Origin of the sequence: Pseudoalteromonas sp. Of7M-16, assembly GCF_022347805.1 — a bacterium.
In the GTDB taxonomy this organism is placed as follows: domain Bacteria; phylum Pseudomonadota; class Gammaproteobacteria; order Enterobacterales; family Alteromonadaceae; genus Pseudoalteromonas; species Pseudoalteromonas luteoviolacea_F.
Genome location: NZ_JAKRFY010000018.1, coordinates 107030 through 123738 on the forward strand (window position 1 = coordinate 107030; position 16709 = coordinate 123738).

A 16709-nucleotide genomic window follows, 5' to 3' on the forward strand; every position below is an offset into this window, starting at 1 on the left:
TATGAGTGAGAAAAAAATTCCGGTGCCCCATTTACCGCCTAGGTTATTGATGGATCTGTATACTGATTGTAACTTGAAGTGTCCGATGTGCATTGTTCACGGGCAACCAGATGCACCAGAATTAAAAGGGATGCTGAAAAAGAGCATGACATTGGCAAACGCCAAGAAAATTCTCGATGAAGCGATGCCAGCAGCCCCCGCTGTTGGCCCCACGCTGTGGAGCGAGCCATTGATGAGCAAAGATATACTCATTCATCTCAAAAGTATGAAAATGAGAAATATGAATATATCCATGAACACAAATGGCTTGTTGATGAACAAAAAAATGTCAAAAGCCCTCATTGAGATTGGTGTCGATAGTATTACTGTGAGTGTTGATGCCACGACACCGGATGTCTTAGAACAAGTTCGAGGCATTAAGAACCTAGATAAAATCAAAAATAATCTATTTACTCTGTTAGAGCTACGTGGCGAACACTCATTACCGCGGATCGGGGTTTCTTTGACTAAGCAAGATTGTAACCTACATCAGGTTGATGAATTTGTTGATTATTGGGTCGACATTGTCGATTTTGTTCGCATTGGTGAGATCTTTGAAGAAGGTACTTTTCCTAATGTGTCAGTAGATCATAGCCAACGTAAGCCCTGTCCAGAAATTTACTCGACGATGCCAATTCATACCGATGGCGATGTATCACTTTGCTGTCTTGATGGTTTCAAAGACCAGATCGTCGGCAATGTACTGGAAGACGGTGTATCGGGTGTTTGGAATGGTGATAAACTTAACGAAATCAGACACTACCATGAAACAGGTCAATGGGATAAAGTGCCATTCTGTAAATCATGCGAGCGCTGGTCTTCTTCAGATTACACCGAAGAAGTCGTAGGAGAAGTCTTGATCAGGCGCTCTACAGAATATACTTTCTATAACGATATCCATAAGCTAAACAACTGGCGTGAAAATTGTCGGCATGAAAGGGAACAGCAATCCCAACAAATAAATATAAAAATGGTGGATTAACTAATGCATGTTGGCATTTTTACTTACCAAACAGGACATTTGAAGACCTATCAAATGATCCAAAAATTTTTGGCAAAATCTTATAAAGTTTCACTTTTTGCATTTCCATTTCAACATAGGCCGCATCAAGCGCGCGCCTTTGAAGAGCGTCCGTATCAAATTATTCCACTAGATATCAAATCGTTCTGTCAAAAAGCTGGTGTGGACTATATTGAAGTCCCAGGGTGGGATGAAACAGGAGCTTCTGTGGTAAACAGCGTCGCACAAAAGCCCGATTACTTTATTACTGTGATCGCCAAGATTATTCCTCAACATTTTATTGACGGCAATACCATTATCAATGCCCACCCTGGCCTTCTGCCTGAAAATAGAGGTGTTGATGCATTTAAATGGTCTATTGTGAATCAAGCACCAGTCGGTATCAGCTTGCATGTAATTAACCGACATATTGATGCCGGACGTGTACTTAAAAGATTGGAAGTACCTGTGATAGCAAGTGACAGCTATGATGATCTATGCGCTCGCGCCTATGACATGGAGTGTGACCTTTTGGCAAACTTTGCACAGTATTTGGATAACAACCAAGCTTGCAACGAAGTCGATATCAATTCACCGCTGAGTAGAAAAAGCATACCCGAAGAACAAAACCAACAATTTGACCTTGTTTTTCAAGAATATAAGAAACGTGTTTGTTTATGAATACCCATTTGAACAATGTCATTTTATATGGCATCAACGGAGTCACTGACCTCCTTTATAACAACTTAGTTGGCGATAATATTATTGCTACAACCGATGGCAGTGGTGCTTTCGAAGAGCAGCCAGTGCTTTCACTGGAGCAGCTTACACAGCATAGAGACCGCAATGTCATTATTTGCTCTATTTTTGTTGATGATATTGTTGCATCCCTGCTATCAATTGGCTTTCACATTGAGCAGATTTTCTTTTTCCATATGGTGAACAACCAAATAGAAAGTGCCTGCGACTTTCTTATTTCCCCTTGTCAAAAAGAAGATATCCTATATGCCATCTATGATTTAGGCAGTTCCATCGCAACATTTGACGCAACAAACTTTGCCGTATTGGCTGAGGCCAAACGCATTGAGCTAGGTAAAAAGCATATCCACTTTATTGTTGTACCAAAACGAAACTTTCAACAGAGTATTCGATTACATGCAGTTCATGCTGAAGACGACGTAAATTGGCGAGTGAACCACATCCTGAATCCACTCTTTCAATGTATCAAGTCTACAACCGGGATCAGCTATTTAAACGCGAGGGAAGAATTAAGCGGTATACTTGGTGAATCCGCACACGTATTTCCAAGCAACTTTTCTTTGCAACATACTCAGCCACAGATGGGCTATCCAGAAATCATCGCACAAACGCAAAAAGGGGTTGATGTTGCCCATTTAGAAGCGCCTGCGACAGCAAAAAGATTGGTCGACAACTACATTCAACACCACTGTGCTGACAAACAAATTATTACGATCACCATGCGCGAGTACAACATGCATGAGCAGCGTAATAGTTCAGCCGATGGTTGGTCAAAATTTTTAGCAGAGCTCGATACTGACAAATACTATCCAATTATTATTAGAGATACATACCAAGCGACGACACCAATCGCTGAGTCACTATCACATATAGAGCAATTCCCACTTGCATCAATGGACCTAACGGTTAGAGTCGCACTGTATCAGAGAGCATTTCTCAACTTTTCGATCCCCACTGGCCCGGCGTACATGTTTTACTTTATTAAGCCTTGTCCATCTATTGTATTTAGAACATTTAATGAAGAACATTTCTCGACCAGTAAAGTCACAGTGGAGAAAGGCGGATTCTTTTTCGAACAGCAACCTGAATTTAGACACCATGATAATCAACGTGTTTTTTGGGGTGAGGAGAATTACGAGAATATAACCGCAGCTTTCAACGCTTTTGAAAAAGATTTTGTACATGACTAACGTGTTTTTCAATGACCAAAATACCATTGCTTTTGACCAAGCTGGTATTGCACATCTCAAAGAGGTTGCTCACACTCACCCTCAAAAATGTGCGCGATTTTGCCTGCACCATGACAATCAGGCTGGCGTGCAAGAGATGCTTTTAGTCATGCACAGAGACAGTCGATTTGCACCGCACCGCCACCCAAACTACAAATCTGAGTCCATTCATATTGTTGAAGGGAAAATTGGCATGAGTGTGTTTGACCAAAGCGGACAAGTGACACAGCTTAATGTGCTAGCACCTAATGCGCGGTTTTTATTTCGCCTTGAGGGTGGAACATGGCATTTGCCTATCGCGCTGAGTGAGTGGGTCGTATTTCACGAAGTGTTTCACGGACCTTATAACAAAGAAAACGACGTCGAATCACTAGTACATTATCAATCAGAAGCGGCAATTAATTCGCTCTACAATCAGTTAATTTCACAATTTAAAGAAATGGAAAGTAATGAGTAAACTTGCAATATTTGGTGGAGAGCCAGCCATACAATCTGCAATGCCAAAACGTGTCGCATTTGGCCAAAATGAAATTACCGCACTCAATAACGCTGTTGAATTTTATTCTGGTGAAAGCGTTGACCCAGGTTACTTTGGTAAATTTGAACACGAATATTGTGAAAAATTTAACCAGTATATGGGAGGTGGCTATACGACTGCCGTGGCTACGGGAACGGCGGCATTATATGTCGCAATTGCCGCTCTAGAACTGCCAAAAAATAGTCATATTGTGATGTCCCCTATCACGGATCCAGGCTCATTCAATGCAGCTGTTTTGCAAGGTTTTAAAGTGTCGTTAGCCGACACAGCAACGGACAGTTTAAACACCAACTGGACACAAATTGAAAAGGTACTAACACCAGAAACCAGTGCCATTCTGCTCGTGCATTGCGCGGGCATTAACGCTGACATCGAAACCATCGCCAAAAATGCCAAAGCAAGAGGCATTAAGCTCATAGAAGACTGCTCACAATCACCAGGTGCAGAGGTCAATGGCAAAAAATTAGGTACTTTTGGTGATATTTGTGCACTTTCCACCATGTACCGCAAAAGCTTGGCTTCGGGTGGCAGCGGTGGGTTGGTATTTACACTGGATCAAAAACTGCACTACAAGTGCCTATCTTATGGCGATCGCGGTAAAGACTTTGAGAATCCTGAGTATCAAGAGCGCAATGCTGAAGGCTATTTATTTCCAGCACTCAACTGGAACACCAATGAGTTGTCATGTGCCATCGGCATCGCTTCTTTGCAGCGACTAGACGATACCATTCGCGATCGCGCTGACTTCTGCAAAGCCTTAACTGATATGATGCAACAGTCAAAATTTTGTACTGTTCCTCCATTTATCGAGGGAACTTCACCCTTTTTCTTGACCGTTTATTTAGAAGATCTCGGCGTCACTAAAACGCAGTTTTGCGATGCGCTGCTTGGCGAAGGTGTCGAGCTAAATCCACATTACAGATTTGTGATCTCACAATGGCCATGGGCAAAACCGTATTTAACCCAGTTTCATCATACCCCAAATGCCCAATCTGCCAGAGATCGATCATTCAATATTTATTTGAATGAAAATTATACCACTGATACAGCCAAAGCTATTTTTGCCGCAATCATCAAAGTCGAAAATTACTTTCTGGATCACCTTAGCAAAGAAATGTAAGAGAATTAATATGAATCAGTGTTTAGAACAAGAAAGCAACCGTCATTACCAACACCGAAACAATTGTCGTTTGTGCCTGAGTACGGACATTCCATTGGCGATCCCATTTGCACCAACCCCAATTGCAGAAAAATATGTCTCTGACCCTAAAGGTGTAAAAACTCCGCTATTCCCCGTAGATCTATATATGTGCAATAACTGTGGTCATGTGCAAATTTTAGATGTGATTGACCCTGAATATTTATGGGCAGATTACACCTATCACTCTGGTCAAACTCAGGGGATTATTGACCATTTTAATGACGTTTCACAACAAATACTTGGTAATTTTGGTCCGTTTAGTAAAAAGTTTGTGATCGATGTTGGCAGCAATGACGGTACATTTTTGAAATGCTTCAAGTCGCAAGGATTTAAGGTTCTCGGCATAGATCCAGCAACCGAGATCGCCGCCAAAGCAACCAGTGAAGGCGTTGAAACAATTGCAGATCTAATGACTGAAGCCCGCGGCCAACAGATCCAATCCGAGTACGGACAGGCAGATCTCGTAACTGCATTTAATGTCTTTGCGCACGCAGATGAAATGATTGATTTGCTTAAAGGTATTGTGAAAGTTTTAGATAAAGATGGACTGTTTGTTTTTGAAGTATCATATCTAAAAGATATCATTGATAAAATGCTTATCGGTACTATCTTCCATGAGCATTTATGCAATCACTCATTAAAACCTATGATTGCATTCTTAGCTGCACAGGGGTTAGAAGTATTTGACGTAGAGCATGTCTCAATTCAGGGCGGATCAATCATTGGCTTTGCCCAGCACAAAAATGGCCCTCGCGAAATCAAGCCGTCTGTAGCAGCTATGGTAGAAGCTGAAGACAAGGCAATGCTGCACGAATTGGCAACTATGGAACAATTTGTATCTCGCTTTGACGCAATGAAACAACAAGTACGTGAAACCGTCCAAAATACGTTAGACAAAGGCGGTGTTGTAGCAGGTTATGGTGCGGCACGCAGTGGTCCAATGTTATTAACACAATACGAAATTGGCTCAGATGTTAGTGAGGTTTACGACGATCACAAACAAAAAGTGGGGCTTTTCACACCGGGTGATCTAATCCAAGTTAAGCCGACTCAAACCATTAATGAAACGCAGCCTGAGTTGACCGTTATTTTAGCTTGGATACATGCCAAAGCGATTGTTCGTAAGCATGAAGACTATCTTCAAAATGGTGGCCAATTTTTAACATTAACGCCAACCGTTCAATTAATTAATAAAGATAATTATGCCAACTTCATCGCGTAAAATTCGTTTAGGCTTTATTGGTGCAGGCTTTATTGGACAAATTGCGCATCTTGAAAATTATGCGCAACTGGACAATTGCGAGCTGCATGCAATCGCAGATCTGCGCCCTAACTTACTGAATCAAGTTGCCGACAAATTCGGCATAGAAAACCGCTATGGCTCACATAAAGAGCTACTGGCAGATGAACAAATTGATGCGGTTGTTGTTGTCACTGCACGCGCTCATACGGCAGACGTAGTGCGAGACTGTTTGTTGGCTGGCAAGCATGTCTTCAGTGAAAAGCCTATGGCTGGCAACAGTGAGATAGCGAGCGCTCTAGTTCAGCTCGCAGAGCAACACCAGTTAGTCTATTGTGTGGGTTACATGAAACGCTGTGATGCTGGGGTTATAAAAGCCAAAAGCATATTTGATGAGCTGATGGTTAAAAATACACTCGGTAAGCTTTTACAAGTTAGCGCACAATGTTATATGGGGAATAGCTACTGCAAAGCGGCAGGCTATATCCATGGTGATGAGGCCAGACCAGATATGGTCAGTGAGGCAAATTTTGCACCGAGCTTTTTAAGCGACAACAACAAGTCGCTATTTGCTCGTTATGTCAATGTCCATTCGCATTTATTGAACTTCGTTCGTCACTTTTTAGGCACCAAGCCATCCGTCGAGTACTTCAATACCCTTTCGCCTTTAGCACATGTCTGCGTTATGCGGGCAAATGAGCAGCTAGTAGTGCTGGAAACCGGAGAAGTTGAGCAAAAGGACTGGCAAGAAAGGTGCACATTTATATTCGAACAAGGTCAATTGATAGTCACATTGCCACCAGCCTTATTGCGCAATGTACCTGCCACTATTGAGCTGCAACAAAATGCCGAAGTATCTCAGCGCACCCATTTTCAGGTAGAGTGGTCTTGGGCATTTAAAAATCAAGCAGCTACATTTATAGACAGTGTTCAAAACGGAAATATCAATAACTTGATCAGTGCCAAAGAGGCTTTGGTTGATATTGAATTAGCAGAGGATATATGGAAAAAGCTCAGCAATTAACACCGATTATTTTTGGCGCCAGCGGACTACTCGGCGGACATCTATTCGAGCATTTTCACGCTCAAGATCCAAATACAATTGGTACTTTTGGCCAAAACCCGAAAACGGGGCTAGTCGAGTTTGATTTGGTCGATGGCAATATAGAGACTTTAAATCTGCAACAAGATCGCGGCTATGTTGCAATTATCTGTGCCTCACTGACAAATATTGGCTACATCAACGCAAACCCGCAAGCCAGCTTTGAAATTAATGTCAGTGCGACAGAGCGACTTATTCAATCACTGACGGACAGGCAAATACCGGTCGTGTTTGTTTCATCAGACAACGTCTTTCCTGGTCGTGCAGGTGCTTATACAGACGATAATATGGAAGCACCAGTATCTGAGTATGGAGTGCAAAAGCGTGCTCTTGAAGCAAGGTTGATGACGATCACCCATGGCAATTGTTGCATCGTAAGACTTGCGAAAATTATCGGCCAAGCTGGAAAAGATGGCACCATATTGAATGACATTGTCGGCCAATTGCAATCGGGCAACGAAGTAAAAGCAGCTTCTGATCTGATATTTAACCCCACAGCAGTCCAAGATATTGTGTTTGCAATTGAGCACCTAATTAAAGGTCAATACAAAGGCACCTATAACTTTTGTAATCCTCAAGTTTTTAGCCGATTAGATTTAACAAATATGCTTGCTAAATCGTTGCATATTGACTCAGCTAGTATCACAGATATTAAGTTTTCCGAACTTGATAGCTCAGGTAAAAGGCCTCTCAATACGACCATGATCAATTCCTCTATCTTTGATGGTTTTGACTTTACAAATGTTGAGACCTGTATTCAAAAAGGGTTGAGTTCATGGTGCAAATAGCCACTTCGAAAAAGTGTGTATTGGTACAGGGTAATTTTGACGTATTGCACCCGGGGCATATTCGGCTTTTAAGCTTTGCAAAAGCATGTGGTGACCAATTAGTAGTCGCGGTGAACACGGACAATGCAATGGCGGTAAAAAGCCGGGTCAGTGAACAACATCGTCTAGAGTTGGTTAACTCACTAGAGTGCGTCGACCATGCATTTTTAACTGGCGATACAGCCGAAAAAATTGTAGAACGACTTCAACCCTATGCTGTGGTCAAAGGTAAAGAGTTTGAATGCCGGGAAAACCCAGAACTTGATGCCCTCAAAGTCTATGGCGGTAAATTAATTTTTGGTTCTGGTGAGTTTGAAAGTAATGCTGAGCAGTACATCAAAAAAAATAACCGTGTCGCCAGTAACCTCGACTTTTCTGAGGTGCAAGAATATGCCAAACGTCATAGTATCTTGCCCTCCAGCATTGCCAGTACACTAAACCAAGTTAAACAATTGAATGTATTGGTCATTGGCGAAGTCATTGTCGACGAATATATTCAGGGTACAGCCGTCGGCATGTCTCAAGAGGACCCGACAATTGTGATGACACCGAATAAAACTGAAAAGTTTTTAGGCGGTGCTGCTATCACCGCCGGACACATTAAAGCACTAGGCGCCAAGTCGGTCTCTTTATTCTCTGTAATTGGCAATGATGACGCGGGTGAATACACCAAAGAAAAGGTTTTAAAGTATCAAGTAGACGCACAATTGTTTGTGGATTCAACTCGACCGACACCACTTAAAACCCGCTATCGTGCATCAAATAAAACGTTACTGAGGGTCAACCAAGTACGACAGCACAAAATTGCCAAAGAGCTACAAAGAGATATTCTCGAAAAAATAACCGATGTGATCTCCTCCGTCGATTTACTGGTGTTTTCTGATTTTAATTACGGTGTTTTACCGCAGCCCTTGGTGGAATCCATTGCAGCCTTGTGTCACGAACATGGCATAAACGTGGTGGCAGACAGCCAAACATCTTCACAAGTGGGAGATATTTCTCGCTATCATAATATGGACCTTATCACCCCAACTGAAAGAGAAACACGTGTTGCACTAAATAACCCAGATGATGGCTTAGTGATCCTCGCCAACAAACTGACAAATAGAGCAAGCCCTAAAAACCTTGTTATCACATTAGGTGATGAAGGGATCTTTATTCACGTGCCAGATCATAAGCATAACAGTTGGGAAAATGACAGATTACCGGCCTTAAACCGCAGCGCCATCGATCCAGCCGGTGCTGGCGATTGCTTTTTAGCGGCAAGTGCCTTAGCGCTGTCTGTAAATGCATCTCCTTGGGAAGCATTCTATCTTGGCAGTCTTGCGGCAGCATGCCAAGTCGGCTCTTTAGGTAATACGCCTTTATCTCTCAACGTACTTGAACAAGCAATTTCTGAATCATTTAAGTAATATGAAAGCAATACTCTTAGCCGCGGGGTTAGGTACTCGCTTACGCCCCCTGACAAATAGCATCCCTAAATGTTTGGTGCCCATCAACGGAGAGCCGTTACTGGGTTTGTGGATTAAAAAACTTATCGCACTGAATGTGGATGAAATTCTCATCAATGTCCACTACTTCGCAGAGCAAGTTGAGCATTATGTCGCTCAGTCCCCTTATCGCTCTCGAATTACTTTAGTAAAAGAAGAAAGCTTGCTGGGTACTGGGGGAACGCTTGTTGCAAACCAAGATTTTTGGAAAGGTGACACAACCTTAGTTATTCACGCTGACAACTACTGTGAAGATACACTCACTGCAATGCTGCAAGCGCACCACCAACGACCAACTCACTGTGATGCAACCTTGCTGCTGTTTGAAACGCCACAACCTCAGCAATGTGGTATTGTTGAACTGTCAGATAATGGGGTTATCGCTGCGTTTCATGAAAAAGTTGCCAATCCGCCGGGCAACCTAGCCAGCGGAGCACTGTTTATTTTTTCTGAGCACGTGTTTGACAAACATTTATCGCATTTTTCAAAAGGGCACTTTTATGAGATCAGTATCGACTTCGTTCCCCTTTTGATTAATAAGCTGTATACATATAAAACTTCGGGTCTATATGTCGATATTGGTACACCTACTGCATACACAAATTTGCAGTCTAAATTAAAGTAGCAAATAATGAGATTAGCCGAGCAGTTACTAAAAGCAAACAATGAAAGTCGCGATGCCCTGCATGTCAATGACCGCTGCTATTCTTATCAGCAGCTGCTGAACATCGCAAACAACATCATGGGTCGTTTGAGTCAAAAGGCGCGCAGTATTGGTATTTTAAGTTACAGAGATATCACATATTTTGCTTCCGTGTATGGCTGCGTGACGAGTAACAGAACCTTTGTCCCGCTTGGTGTTAAGTTCCCAGTTGAGCGCTTAGTATCTATCGTACAGCAAAGTGCACTTCAAACTATTGTTGTTGCTCAGCAATATGCAGACCTCGCAGAGAAACTTTCTCAGCACCTGCCAGATGTAACATTTATTTATATCGATAATATTGAACCTGAACACGCTTCAAACCCGCCGATAAGTTTGGAGATCAATAAGCGCAATGAGATAGCGTATATTCTCTTCACATCAGGGTCCACTGGAGTACCTAAAGGCGTACCCATTAGCCACGAAAACTTACAAAGCTACTTAAACTATATGACTGACTATCTAAAATTGACACACCAAGATAGAGTCAGTCAAATATTTGACCCCACATTCGATTTAAGTATTCACGACATGTTTGTTACATGGTTAAGTGGCGCATGTCTATACGTTTTGCCCGAAACTGCAATGTTTGCACCCGGCAAGTTTGCCAAAAAGCATGAAATTACAGTGTGGTTTAGTGTGCCCTCTACAGCTGCCATTATGGCGAAGATAGGCATGCTCAAACCCCAAGCCTACCCTCTGCTGAGATATAGCTTGTTTTGTGGAGAGCCGCTTCCGGTGGAGTTGGCTAGAAAGTTTCAACTTGCCGCACCAAATAGCAAGGTGATCAACTTATATGGACCAACTGAAGCCACTATCGCTTGTACTCATCATGTTTTTGAGCTTGAGCGGGAATATAGCCACTGCTATATCCCAATAGGAACTTGCTTCTCGCATATGAAAATGGCATTAAATGCTCAAAGTGAATTACTTATTTCTGGTAAGCAAGTGTTTTCAGGTTATTTAAATAACCCAACAAAAACCCGTGATTCATTTGATGTTATCGACGGACAGAGATTTTACCGCACGGGTGACATCGCCAAATACAATCCTCTAAACGAATTGGAGTATGTCTCCCGTCTTGACGATCAGGTTAAAATACAGGGATATAGAATAGAACTGTCAGAGATAGACACGCTAAGTAAAGCATTAATCAGCAACCCGCTGGTACAGAGCATTGCTTACCCTAAAGGCACACCGCAATTCATAGCTTTATTTATTTGTGGTCAGGCCGATAAAAATATTGAACAGCAATTAATGACTAGTTTAAAGTCCAAATTACCCAGCTATATGATCCCAAAAAAGGTTCTATGGCTAAATGATATGCCTTTGAATTCAAATGGTAAAATAGACAAACTAGCCTTGTATGCTATGTTGGAGAAAGAATGAGCTTAGCAAAAAACATCGAAGAAACAATTTATCAAACACTGGCTGAAAAGCACAGTGAAGACGTTATCAATACCATCAATAAGGATGAAAGCCTTATCACCACAGGCCTGTTAGACTCGATGGATTTCATTACTATGTTGATGAACATAGAAAATACCTTCGATATTGATATTGATTTTGAAGACGCTGATCCTGTCGCATTTACTGCTATTAACGGCCTAGTAAAACTGCTTAGTGAACAACAAAATGCCTAATAAAGCGGACTGGCAGCAAATTTACAGCACAGAATATGTGAAAGCACCGGAGTGCTGGAAAACATGTGGTGGCTATTGCTGTAAAAACTTCTACGGTGAACACTTTAATATTCTTGATAAAAACGGGGTTTCATTACCCTTGTTAGAAAAAGAATATGAGTACTACCAATCTATTGGTGGTATTAGCAATATTACAGAGCCGCCCAAAAAGCGCACTTTTAACTTATCCAATGGTAAGTCTTTTAGTATATATTTGCTCTCCTGTAATTGTGGAGGCGTTTGCGAGCCTCACGGCCATAGACCCTTGATATGCAGAATTTATCCATACTTTCCTGTGGTTGACGCCACAGGAACTATTTATGACTTTGAATACGCTGCACTGATGGATTTATTCTACCGAGACCCTGATGCTGAACATAAATGTACGCTCGTAAGAGAGCAATCGGAACGTATTAAACGGGAGCTCACGATAAGTTTACGGCCTCTGCTACAAGACCCTGAAGTCGTGTTTGTATTTCGCTGTTTAAAAGAGCTTGTAGATAGGCTTAAACTAAAAATGAACGGCTATATTAATACCTTAGACGAAAAGCAACTCAAGAAATTTATCAGTAAGTATGAGTGGATGATCCTCTCGGGAAAACCATGGAAAGACAAAGCTTTTGCACAGCGTATTGATGATATCTATGAAGAAGTCAAAGCAGCATTTGGAGGGGAAGATTTCTTATGAAGGCCAACTCAACACAAGATATAAAAAATACATTGGCCGAGGTCGGTATAAACAAAAGTGACAATGTCTTTATCCACTCATCTCTGTTTACATTGGGAAGAGTGAGCGATGTTACTCCGAGAGATATACCGGCAGCCCTGCTCAATTGCTTCGAGCATGTAGTGGGAAAGCAAGGCAATATATTCATGCCCTGCTTTAATTATGACTATCCCAGAACGCGTAATGAAGATCTCCGCTCTCAAGAAACCGTTTTAGGATATTGGCCAGAGTGGTTTCGAAATCAAGATCAGGTTTCGCGTTCAGGCCACCCAATGTTCTCAATATGTGGCCGCGGACCAGATGCACAGCTGATTTGCAGATCTGAGCAACCAGAATTTTCTGCGTTTGGTGAAAACTCCACTTTTGAGCGACTGATTAATTCCGACAGTGTATTAATTCTGCAGGGAATAGGTATGCGTGTTGCCACCGTTGTTGTTCAAATAGAAGCAATGCTCAATCTAAAGTATCGCTTTAACAAACCCTTTATGGGGGAGGTCACACTTACCAATGGTCAGACCGTAAAAGACAACTTTTACCACTTTTGTTTTCCGATAAATAACGCATATCGCGAAGATTACTCTCAGCTTGAGCAATCATTGCTGGCAAACAACATTATAAAGAAACAAACATTGGGTCGTTCATTTATCTATGGAATTCGCATGAAAGCCTTGTATGAGTTTATTAAGCAGCTAACACAAAAAGATCAATACGCGTTATTAAACTGCCGCCCACAATCGCTCTATCGCTTTGAAGACGGCAAAGAAGTTAGTTACCCAGCGCCTAAATACTGATTTAGTTCATTGTATGCGGCAATCAGTACATCTGCTTGTCGCCACTGTTTACCACCTGAGCGACCAGAAATAATGATATTGTCGACACTACTTGCCAAAGTGCTGTAATTTTTTTCATTATTTTGTTCAAAAGCTTCTGTGGGAACAGGAAATGTATTGTGAATGACTTGCTTAACATGACTTAAACATGTTGCGTCGGGGTCGACAACTTGCATCTCTTTTAATTCGTGCATAATTGCATCCAGCTGATAATTCTCCACCTCCTCTGGGCGACACAGTATTTCTGCGGACAAGGTGTTAAATTCACTTGCTGGATTTAAGTTAGGATACAATGTAAGTCGAAATATATCGCTGTATTTATCCCAGACCCACAGGTAATGTGACTGTTTGTCGATTAAAGGCTTGCTGAGGTTTAAATGAAATACAATGGCAGTTCTCAGCTCAGGTCGATTTGCAACAACTGGCAGACCAAGTGCGTTGAGCGCAATAAACGGTGGAGCGCTCCAAAACAGCAAATCACACTCTAGCGCCTGCGGCTCTCCTGCTATAAATACTTTCTCAACTTTGCGTGCTCGCGTTTCCAAAGATGAAATTTTGCAATTGCACCGAATATCAACCCCCGCCTGTACCACTTTAGTCTTTAAGTAATCGACCCAAGCTTGAATACCACAATGTGAGGTTGGGTAATAATAATCCGGTGTTGAAGATGCATCTTTTTGCTGCCTAGCAATAAAGTGAGCTTCAGTTTGGTAACCCAGTTTGGCGTCAAATACCGGCAGATCCTTTAGTACATTTGCGACCTCGGCATCAAAAGCCAAAATGCGCGTAAAGCCGAATAACCCCGCGCCCATTGTGAGCTTTGAAAGGTCAGTGTGACGCCCATATAACTTTTCTAAAATTGGTTTAATAATATGCTGTGTAAACGTCTCACCTAACACGTCTTGACAATAAGGCATGATGTGGTTTTGGCTTGAAGGGCTGGTACTTTGAATTAACTCTGCACACCCTTGTTGATATTCCGCTACACCAAGTTTTTTACTATCTGCAAATGGCGAGTTGAGGTCCCATGAACCACCAAAATAATTACCCGACTTGAGTTTTTTAATCACATTCCAATGCTTGTCTTGCTCACTTGGGGCGCCAAACAAAAGGGTATCTAGCTCTTCGATCCCTGTCGCATTGGGAATATGAGAACCCATGTCATAGTAAGCACCAAGATCATCTTTGACAGAGCGAAATAAACCGCCGACTTCATCACTTTGTTCAATTAGCGTGACTTCTTTAAAATTGCGTTTTAGTAGTAGCGCAGCCATTAAGCCACAGATGCCACCACCCACTACCACTGCTTTATCTTGCATAATTGCCTCTTGAACTTGAAAACTAGATATCTCTATACTGCCCTTTCGACAGTTCAGCCAACCTGATCTGTATCAGATTTAAAAGCGCTAATAGACCATTGAGCACTAAGGATATTCCCTGACAATGTTTGAGACGTACTCAAGGCAATATTCACCTTCTCAAAACCACTAAATAACGGTGTTACGTCCTTTTCAGATGCAAAATAAAGGCCATCAATATCCCGATAACCTTCACATGTAAACCCGGTTGTAAACTCTTTTGTTGCGTTCAATGCGCTGTCATGTGCAGGATGGCTATCGGCATACATTTGAGAAAATACGCGACCTTTTGGTTTGAGAACGCGAAGTACTTGCTGCAAAGCGACCTCTATCTGGGGCTTAGGTACACAATTGAGGGCGCTCCTATCAATCACCAGATCAAAACATTCATCTGGCCAAGGTAAATCTGTAAAGCAACCCACTTTAAGATCGGCTTGCAGATTGCTTTCCGATAGGCGCGCTTGTGCAAAGTCTATCGCACTTTTTGAACAGTCGATTGCTGCGCATGTTACACCTTCAGACGCCATGAAAACCACGTTATTACCAGCACCGCAGCCAAGCTCCAGTACCTTAAGATTGGGGTTTTCACGTTTCATTTGAAAGATCAGGGAAACAATGTCACTGAACGGATAACGGTTTAACTGTTTACCCGCTTGATAGATTGATTCCCAGCTCGCCATTACACCATCTCTAGCAGTGATTGCTGCTCTAGTTTGCCAATTGCGCTTTGCATATCAGTTACACACTTATTTTGAAGGTTGGCAATATCGATTGTATCGTGTTCACAGTCACCATAATTGAGCAGCATGCGCATATCATTGAGCTCTGAAGCTTGACGCTCGCGCTCTTTTGTCACCATGCTCACTGTCGGATACAAACCTCTACTGCCAAGGTTTGGCTCGCCATAAGGACAAGTATTTTCAAATGTTGCGCACTGTTCATGTGCTAAAAATATCTGCTCAAGTTTGTCAATGCTATCTAGCAGAGGATCAATACCCATGGCTTCTTTGTTGTCGAGCGATGTGTGGTATTCATCAAACCCGGTGTGAAATGCCCGACTTACGCAACATACAGGTAGTTGAAAACCAGGGGAATTATATTGCCGCTCATCAGAGCCCTTCAACGGGCTAAAAGGAATATTACTGTGCTTATAGCCAAAGCGATTCAAATGCGGCAGCAACTTATCAAGAATACCTTGCTCATTACGGCTTTGTTTAAAGACGAGCTCGTCTGGCTCTCCTCCCATACAATTGATCACTAACCCGGATACCATATTCTCTTTAAAATGCTCTCCAAGCATATGCAATACCGACAAGCTACCAATTGTTTCAGGGTTTAAAATAAATCGATAGGTATAACGACGATTTGGCCACTGCTTTATTCGATTGTATAAACCCAATAAAACCAGTGGACCGCTTAATTCATTGTTGGCCATTGATGGATGACAAAGATATGAGCTAAGCATTACTTCTTTTTTGGACTGGCCTTCTAGTACCGTTTGAGCGATATCCAAAGTGCCGTCTACAAATTCGCTTTTTACCACCGCTTTATATGTACCTGGGCGCAGCTTATCTCTTGATTCCTGAGAAAGACAGAAGCCCCAGCGTTTTTTATAGTAGCTAGTTACGTACGGAACTGCAGTCGGAAGATCTGGCAAACTATATAAGTGGTTCTGCAATTCATCCAGTTCGATATCTCTATCTACTGGCTCAGAATAATTTAAAACCTCTATGTTCAAACGCTTCATATCAGCGACTTTATTGCCTTCAGGGTCAAGTAAATAAGCATCTTCACAGTGCCACTCTTGCGGAATTTTCCAGTCAAAAACACGTGAGCCTGATTTAAATGAACAAATTTCTAACGGCATATAGCGGCCAAATATATCGTAGCTTTGACGCAAGCCCGGTCCCGTAATAGAACGTAAAATAGGGAACAACTCGTCGTACAGATCGCTATAAAACTCCGCCGTTTCTTGATAACTCACTAT

17 protein-coding genes are annotated in these 16709 nt (G+C 42.1%); 14 read left to right on the forward strand and 3 right to left on the reverse strand.

Translation table 11 applies throughout. The annotated features are described in order from the left end of the window. Position 1 precedes the first annotated feature (1 nt). From MHN81_RS18120 to MHN81_RS18185, 14 genes are read left to right on the forward strand one after another with little or no spacing between them, the layout of a single operon-like run. Positions 2–1021: a radical SAM protein gene (locus MHN81_RS18120; RefSeq protein WP_239426360.1), complete on the forward strand. Its 1020-nt coding sequence runs from the start codon at positions 2–4 to the stop codon at positions 1019–1021. Between the two features lie 54 nt (positions 1022–1075). Beyond that, positions 1076–1720 carry a formyltransferase family protein gene (locus tag MHN81_RS18125; RefSeq protein WP_231105426.1) on the forward strand — a complete coding sequence of 215 codons (645 nt, stop codon included), beginning with the start codon at positions 1076–1078 and terminating at the stop codon, positions 1718–1720. After that, entirely contained in the window at positions 1717–2988 is a 1272-nt protein-coding gene (locus MHN81_RS18130; protein WP_239426361.1) for a hypothetical protein, read from the forward strand. Before MHN81_RS18125 ends, MHN81_RS18130 begins: the two co-directional genes overlap by 4 nt. Then, positions 2981–3484, forward strand: a complete 504-nt coding sequence (locus MHN81_RS18135) for a WbuC family cupin fold metalloprotein (RefSeq protein WP_023401770.1) — start codon at positions 2981–2983, stop codon at positions 3482–3484. Before MHN81_RS18130 ends, MHN81_RS18135 begins: the two co-directional genes overlap by 8 nt. Continuing rightward, the gene (locus MHN81_RS18140; protein ID WP_239426362.1) at positions 3477–4685 is read left to right on the forward strand and encodes a DegT/DnrJ/EryC1/StrS family aminotransferase; all 1209 of its coding nucleotides are present in this window, start codon (positions 3477–3479) and stop codon (positions 4683–4685) included. The genes MHN81_RS18135 and MHN81_RS18140 overlap by 8 nt, the downstream gene beginning before the upstream one ends. Before the next feature lie 10 nt (positions 4686–4695). Then, the gene (locus MHN81_RS18145; RefSeq protein ID WP_239426363.1) at positions 4696–5988 is read left to right on the forward strand and encodes a class I SAM-dependent methyltransferase; all 1293 of its coding nucleotides are present in this window, start codon (positions 4696–4698) and stop codon (positions 5986–5988) included. Next, positions 5969–7030 carry a Gfo/Idh/MocA family oxidoreductase gene (locus MHN81_RS18150; RefSeq protein WP_023401767.1) on the forward strand — a complete coding sequence of 354 codons (1062 nt, stop codon included), beginning with the start codon at positions 5969–5971 and terminating at the stop codon, positions 7028–7030. The genes MHN81_RS18145 and MHN81_RS18150 overlap by 20 nt, the downstream gene beginning before the upstream one ends. After that, a complete protein-coding gene (locus tag MHN81_RS18155; protein ID WP_239426364.1) occupies positions 7009–7896 on the forward strand; it encodes a sugar nucleotide-binding protein in 888 nt (295 codons plus the stop codon). The genes MHN81_RS18150 and MHN81_RS18155 overlap by 22 nt, the downstream gene beginning before the upstream one ends. Further along, a complete protein-coding gene (locus MHN81_RS18160; RefSeq protein WP_239426365.1) occupies positions 7884–9347 on the forward strand; it encodes a PfkB family carbohydrate kinase in 1464 nt (487 codons plus the stop codon). The genes MHN81_RS18155 and MHN81_RS18160 overlap by 13 nt, the downstream gene beginning before the upstream one ends. Position 9348: 1 nt before the next feature. After that, entirely contained in the window at positions 9349–10050 is a 702-nt protein-coding gene (locus MHN81_RS18165; protein WP_239426366.1) for a nucleotidyltransferase family protein, read from the forward strand. A 6-nt stretch (positions 10051–10056) separates the two neighbouring features. Continuing rightward, a complete protein-coding gene (locus tag MHN81_RS18170; protein WP_023401763.1) occupies positions 10057–11514 on the forward strand; it encodes an AMP-binding protein in 1458 nt (485 codons plus the stop codon). Then, complete coding sequence (locus MHN81_RS18175) at positions 11511–11768, forward strand: acyl carrier protein (RefSeq protein ID WP_023401762.1); 258 nt, start codon at positions 11511–11513, stop codon at positions 11766–11768. The genes MHN81_RS18170 and MHN81_RS18175 overlap by 4 nt, the downstream gene beginning before the upstream one ends. Continuing rightward, positions 11761–12495: a hypothetical protein gene (locus tag MHN81_RS18180; protein ID WP_023401761.1), complete on the forward strand. Its 735-nt coding sequence runs from the start codon at positions 11761–11763 to the stop codon at positions 12493–12495. Before MHN81_RS18175 ends, MHN81_RS18180 begins: the two co-directional genes overlap by 8 nt. Further along, positions 12492–13325, forward strand: coding sequence for an AAC(3) family N-acetyltransferase (locus tag MHN81_RS18185; protein WP_023401760.1), 834 nt, complete (start codon positions 12492–12494; stop codon positions 13323–13325). Before MHN81_RS18180 ends, MHN81_RS18185 begins: the two co-directional genes overlap by 4 nt. On the opposite strand, the gene MHN81_RS18190 is transcribed toward MHN81_RS18185, so the two are convergent. Genes MHN81_RS18190 through MHN81_RS18200 form a run of 3 tightly spaced genes read right to left on the reverse strand, consistent with a single transcriptional unit; the run spans position 13304 to position 16706 of the window. Beyond that, entirely contained in the window at positions 13304–14683 is a 1380-nt protein-coding gene (locus tag MHN81_RS18190) for an FAD-dependent oxidoreductase (protein WP_239426367.1), read from the reverse strand. The two genes, MHN81_RS18185 and MHN81_RS18190, sit on opposite strands and share 22 nt — an antisense overlap. 53 nt (positions 14684–14736) lie before the next feature. Next, on the reverse strand, positions 14737–15402 hold the full coding sequence (locus tag MHN81_RS18195) for a class I SAM-dependent methyltransferase (protein ID WP_023401758.1): 666 nt from the start codon (positions 15400–15402) through the stop codon (positions 14737–14739). After that, positions 15402–16706 (reverse strand): DUF4910 domain-containing protein, encoded by a 1305-nt coding sequence (locus MHN81_RS18200; protein WP_023401757.1) that lies wholly within the window; start codon positions 16704–16706, stop codon positions 15402–15404. Before MHN81_RS18200 ends, MHN81_RS18195 begins: the two co-directional genes overlap by 1 nt. Positions 16707–16709: the final 3 nt, after the last annotated feature.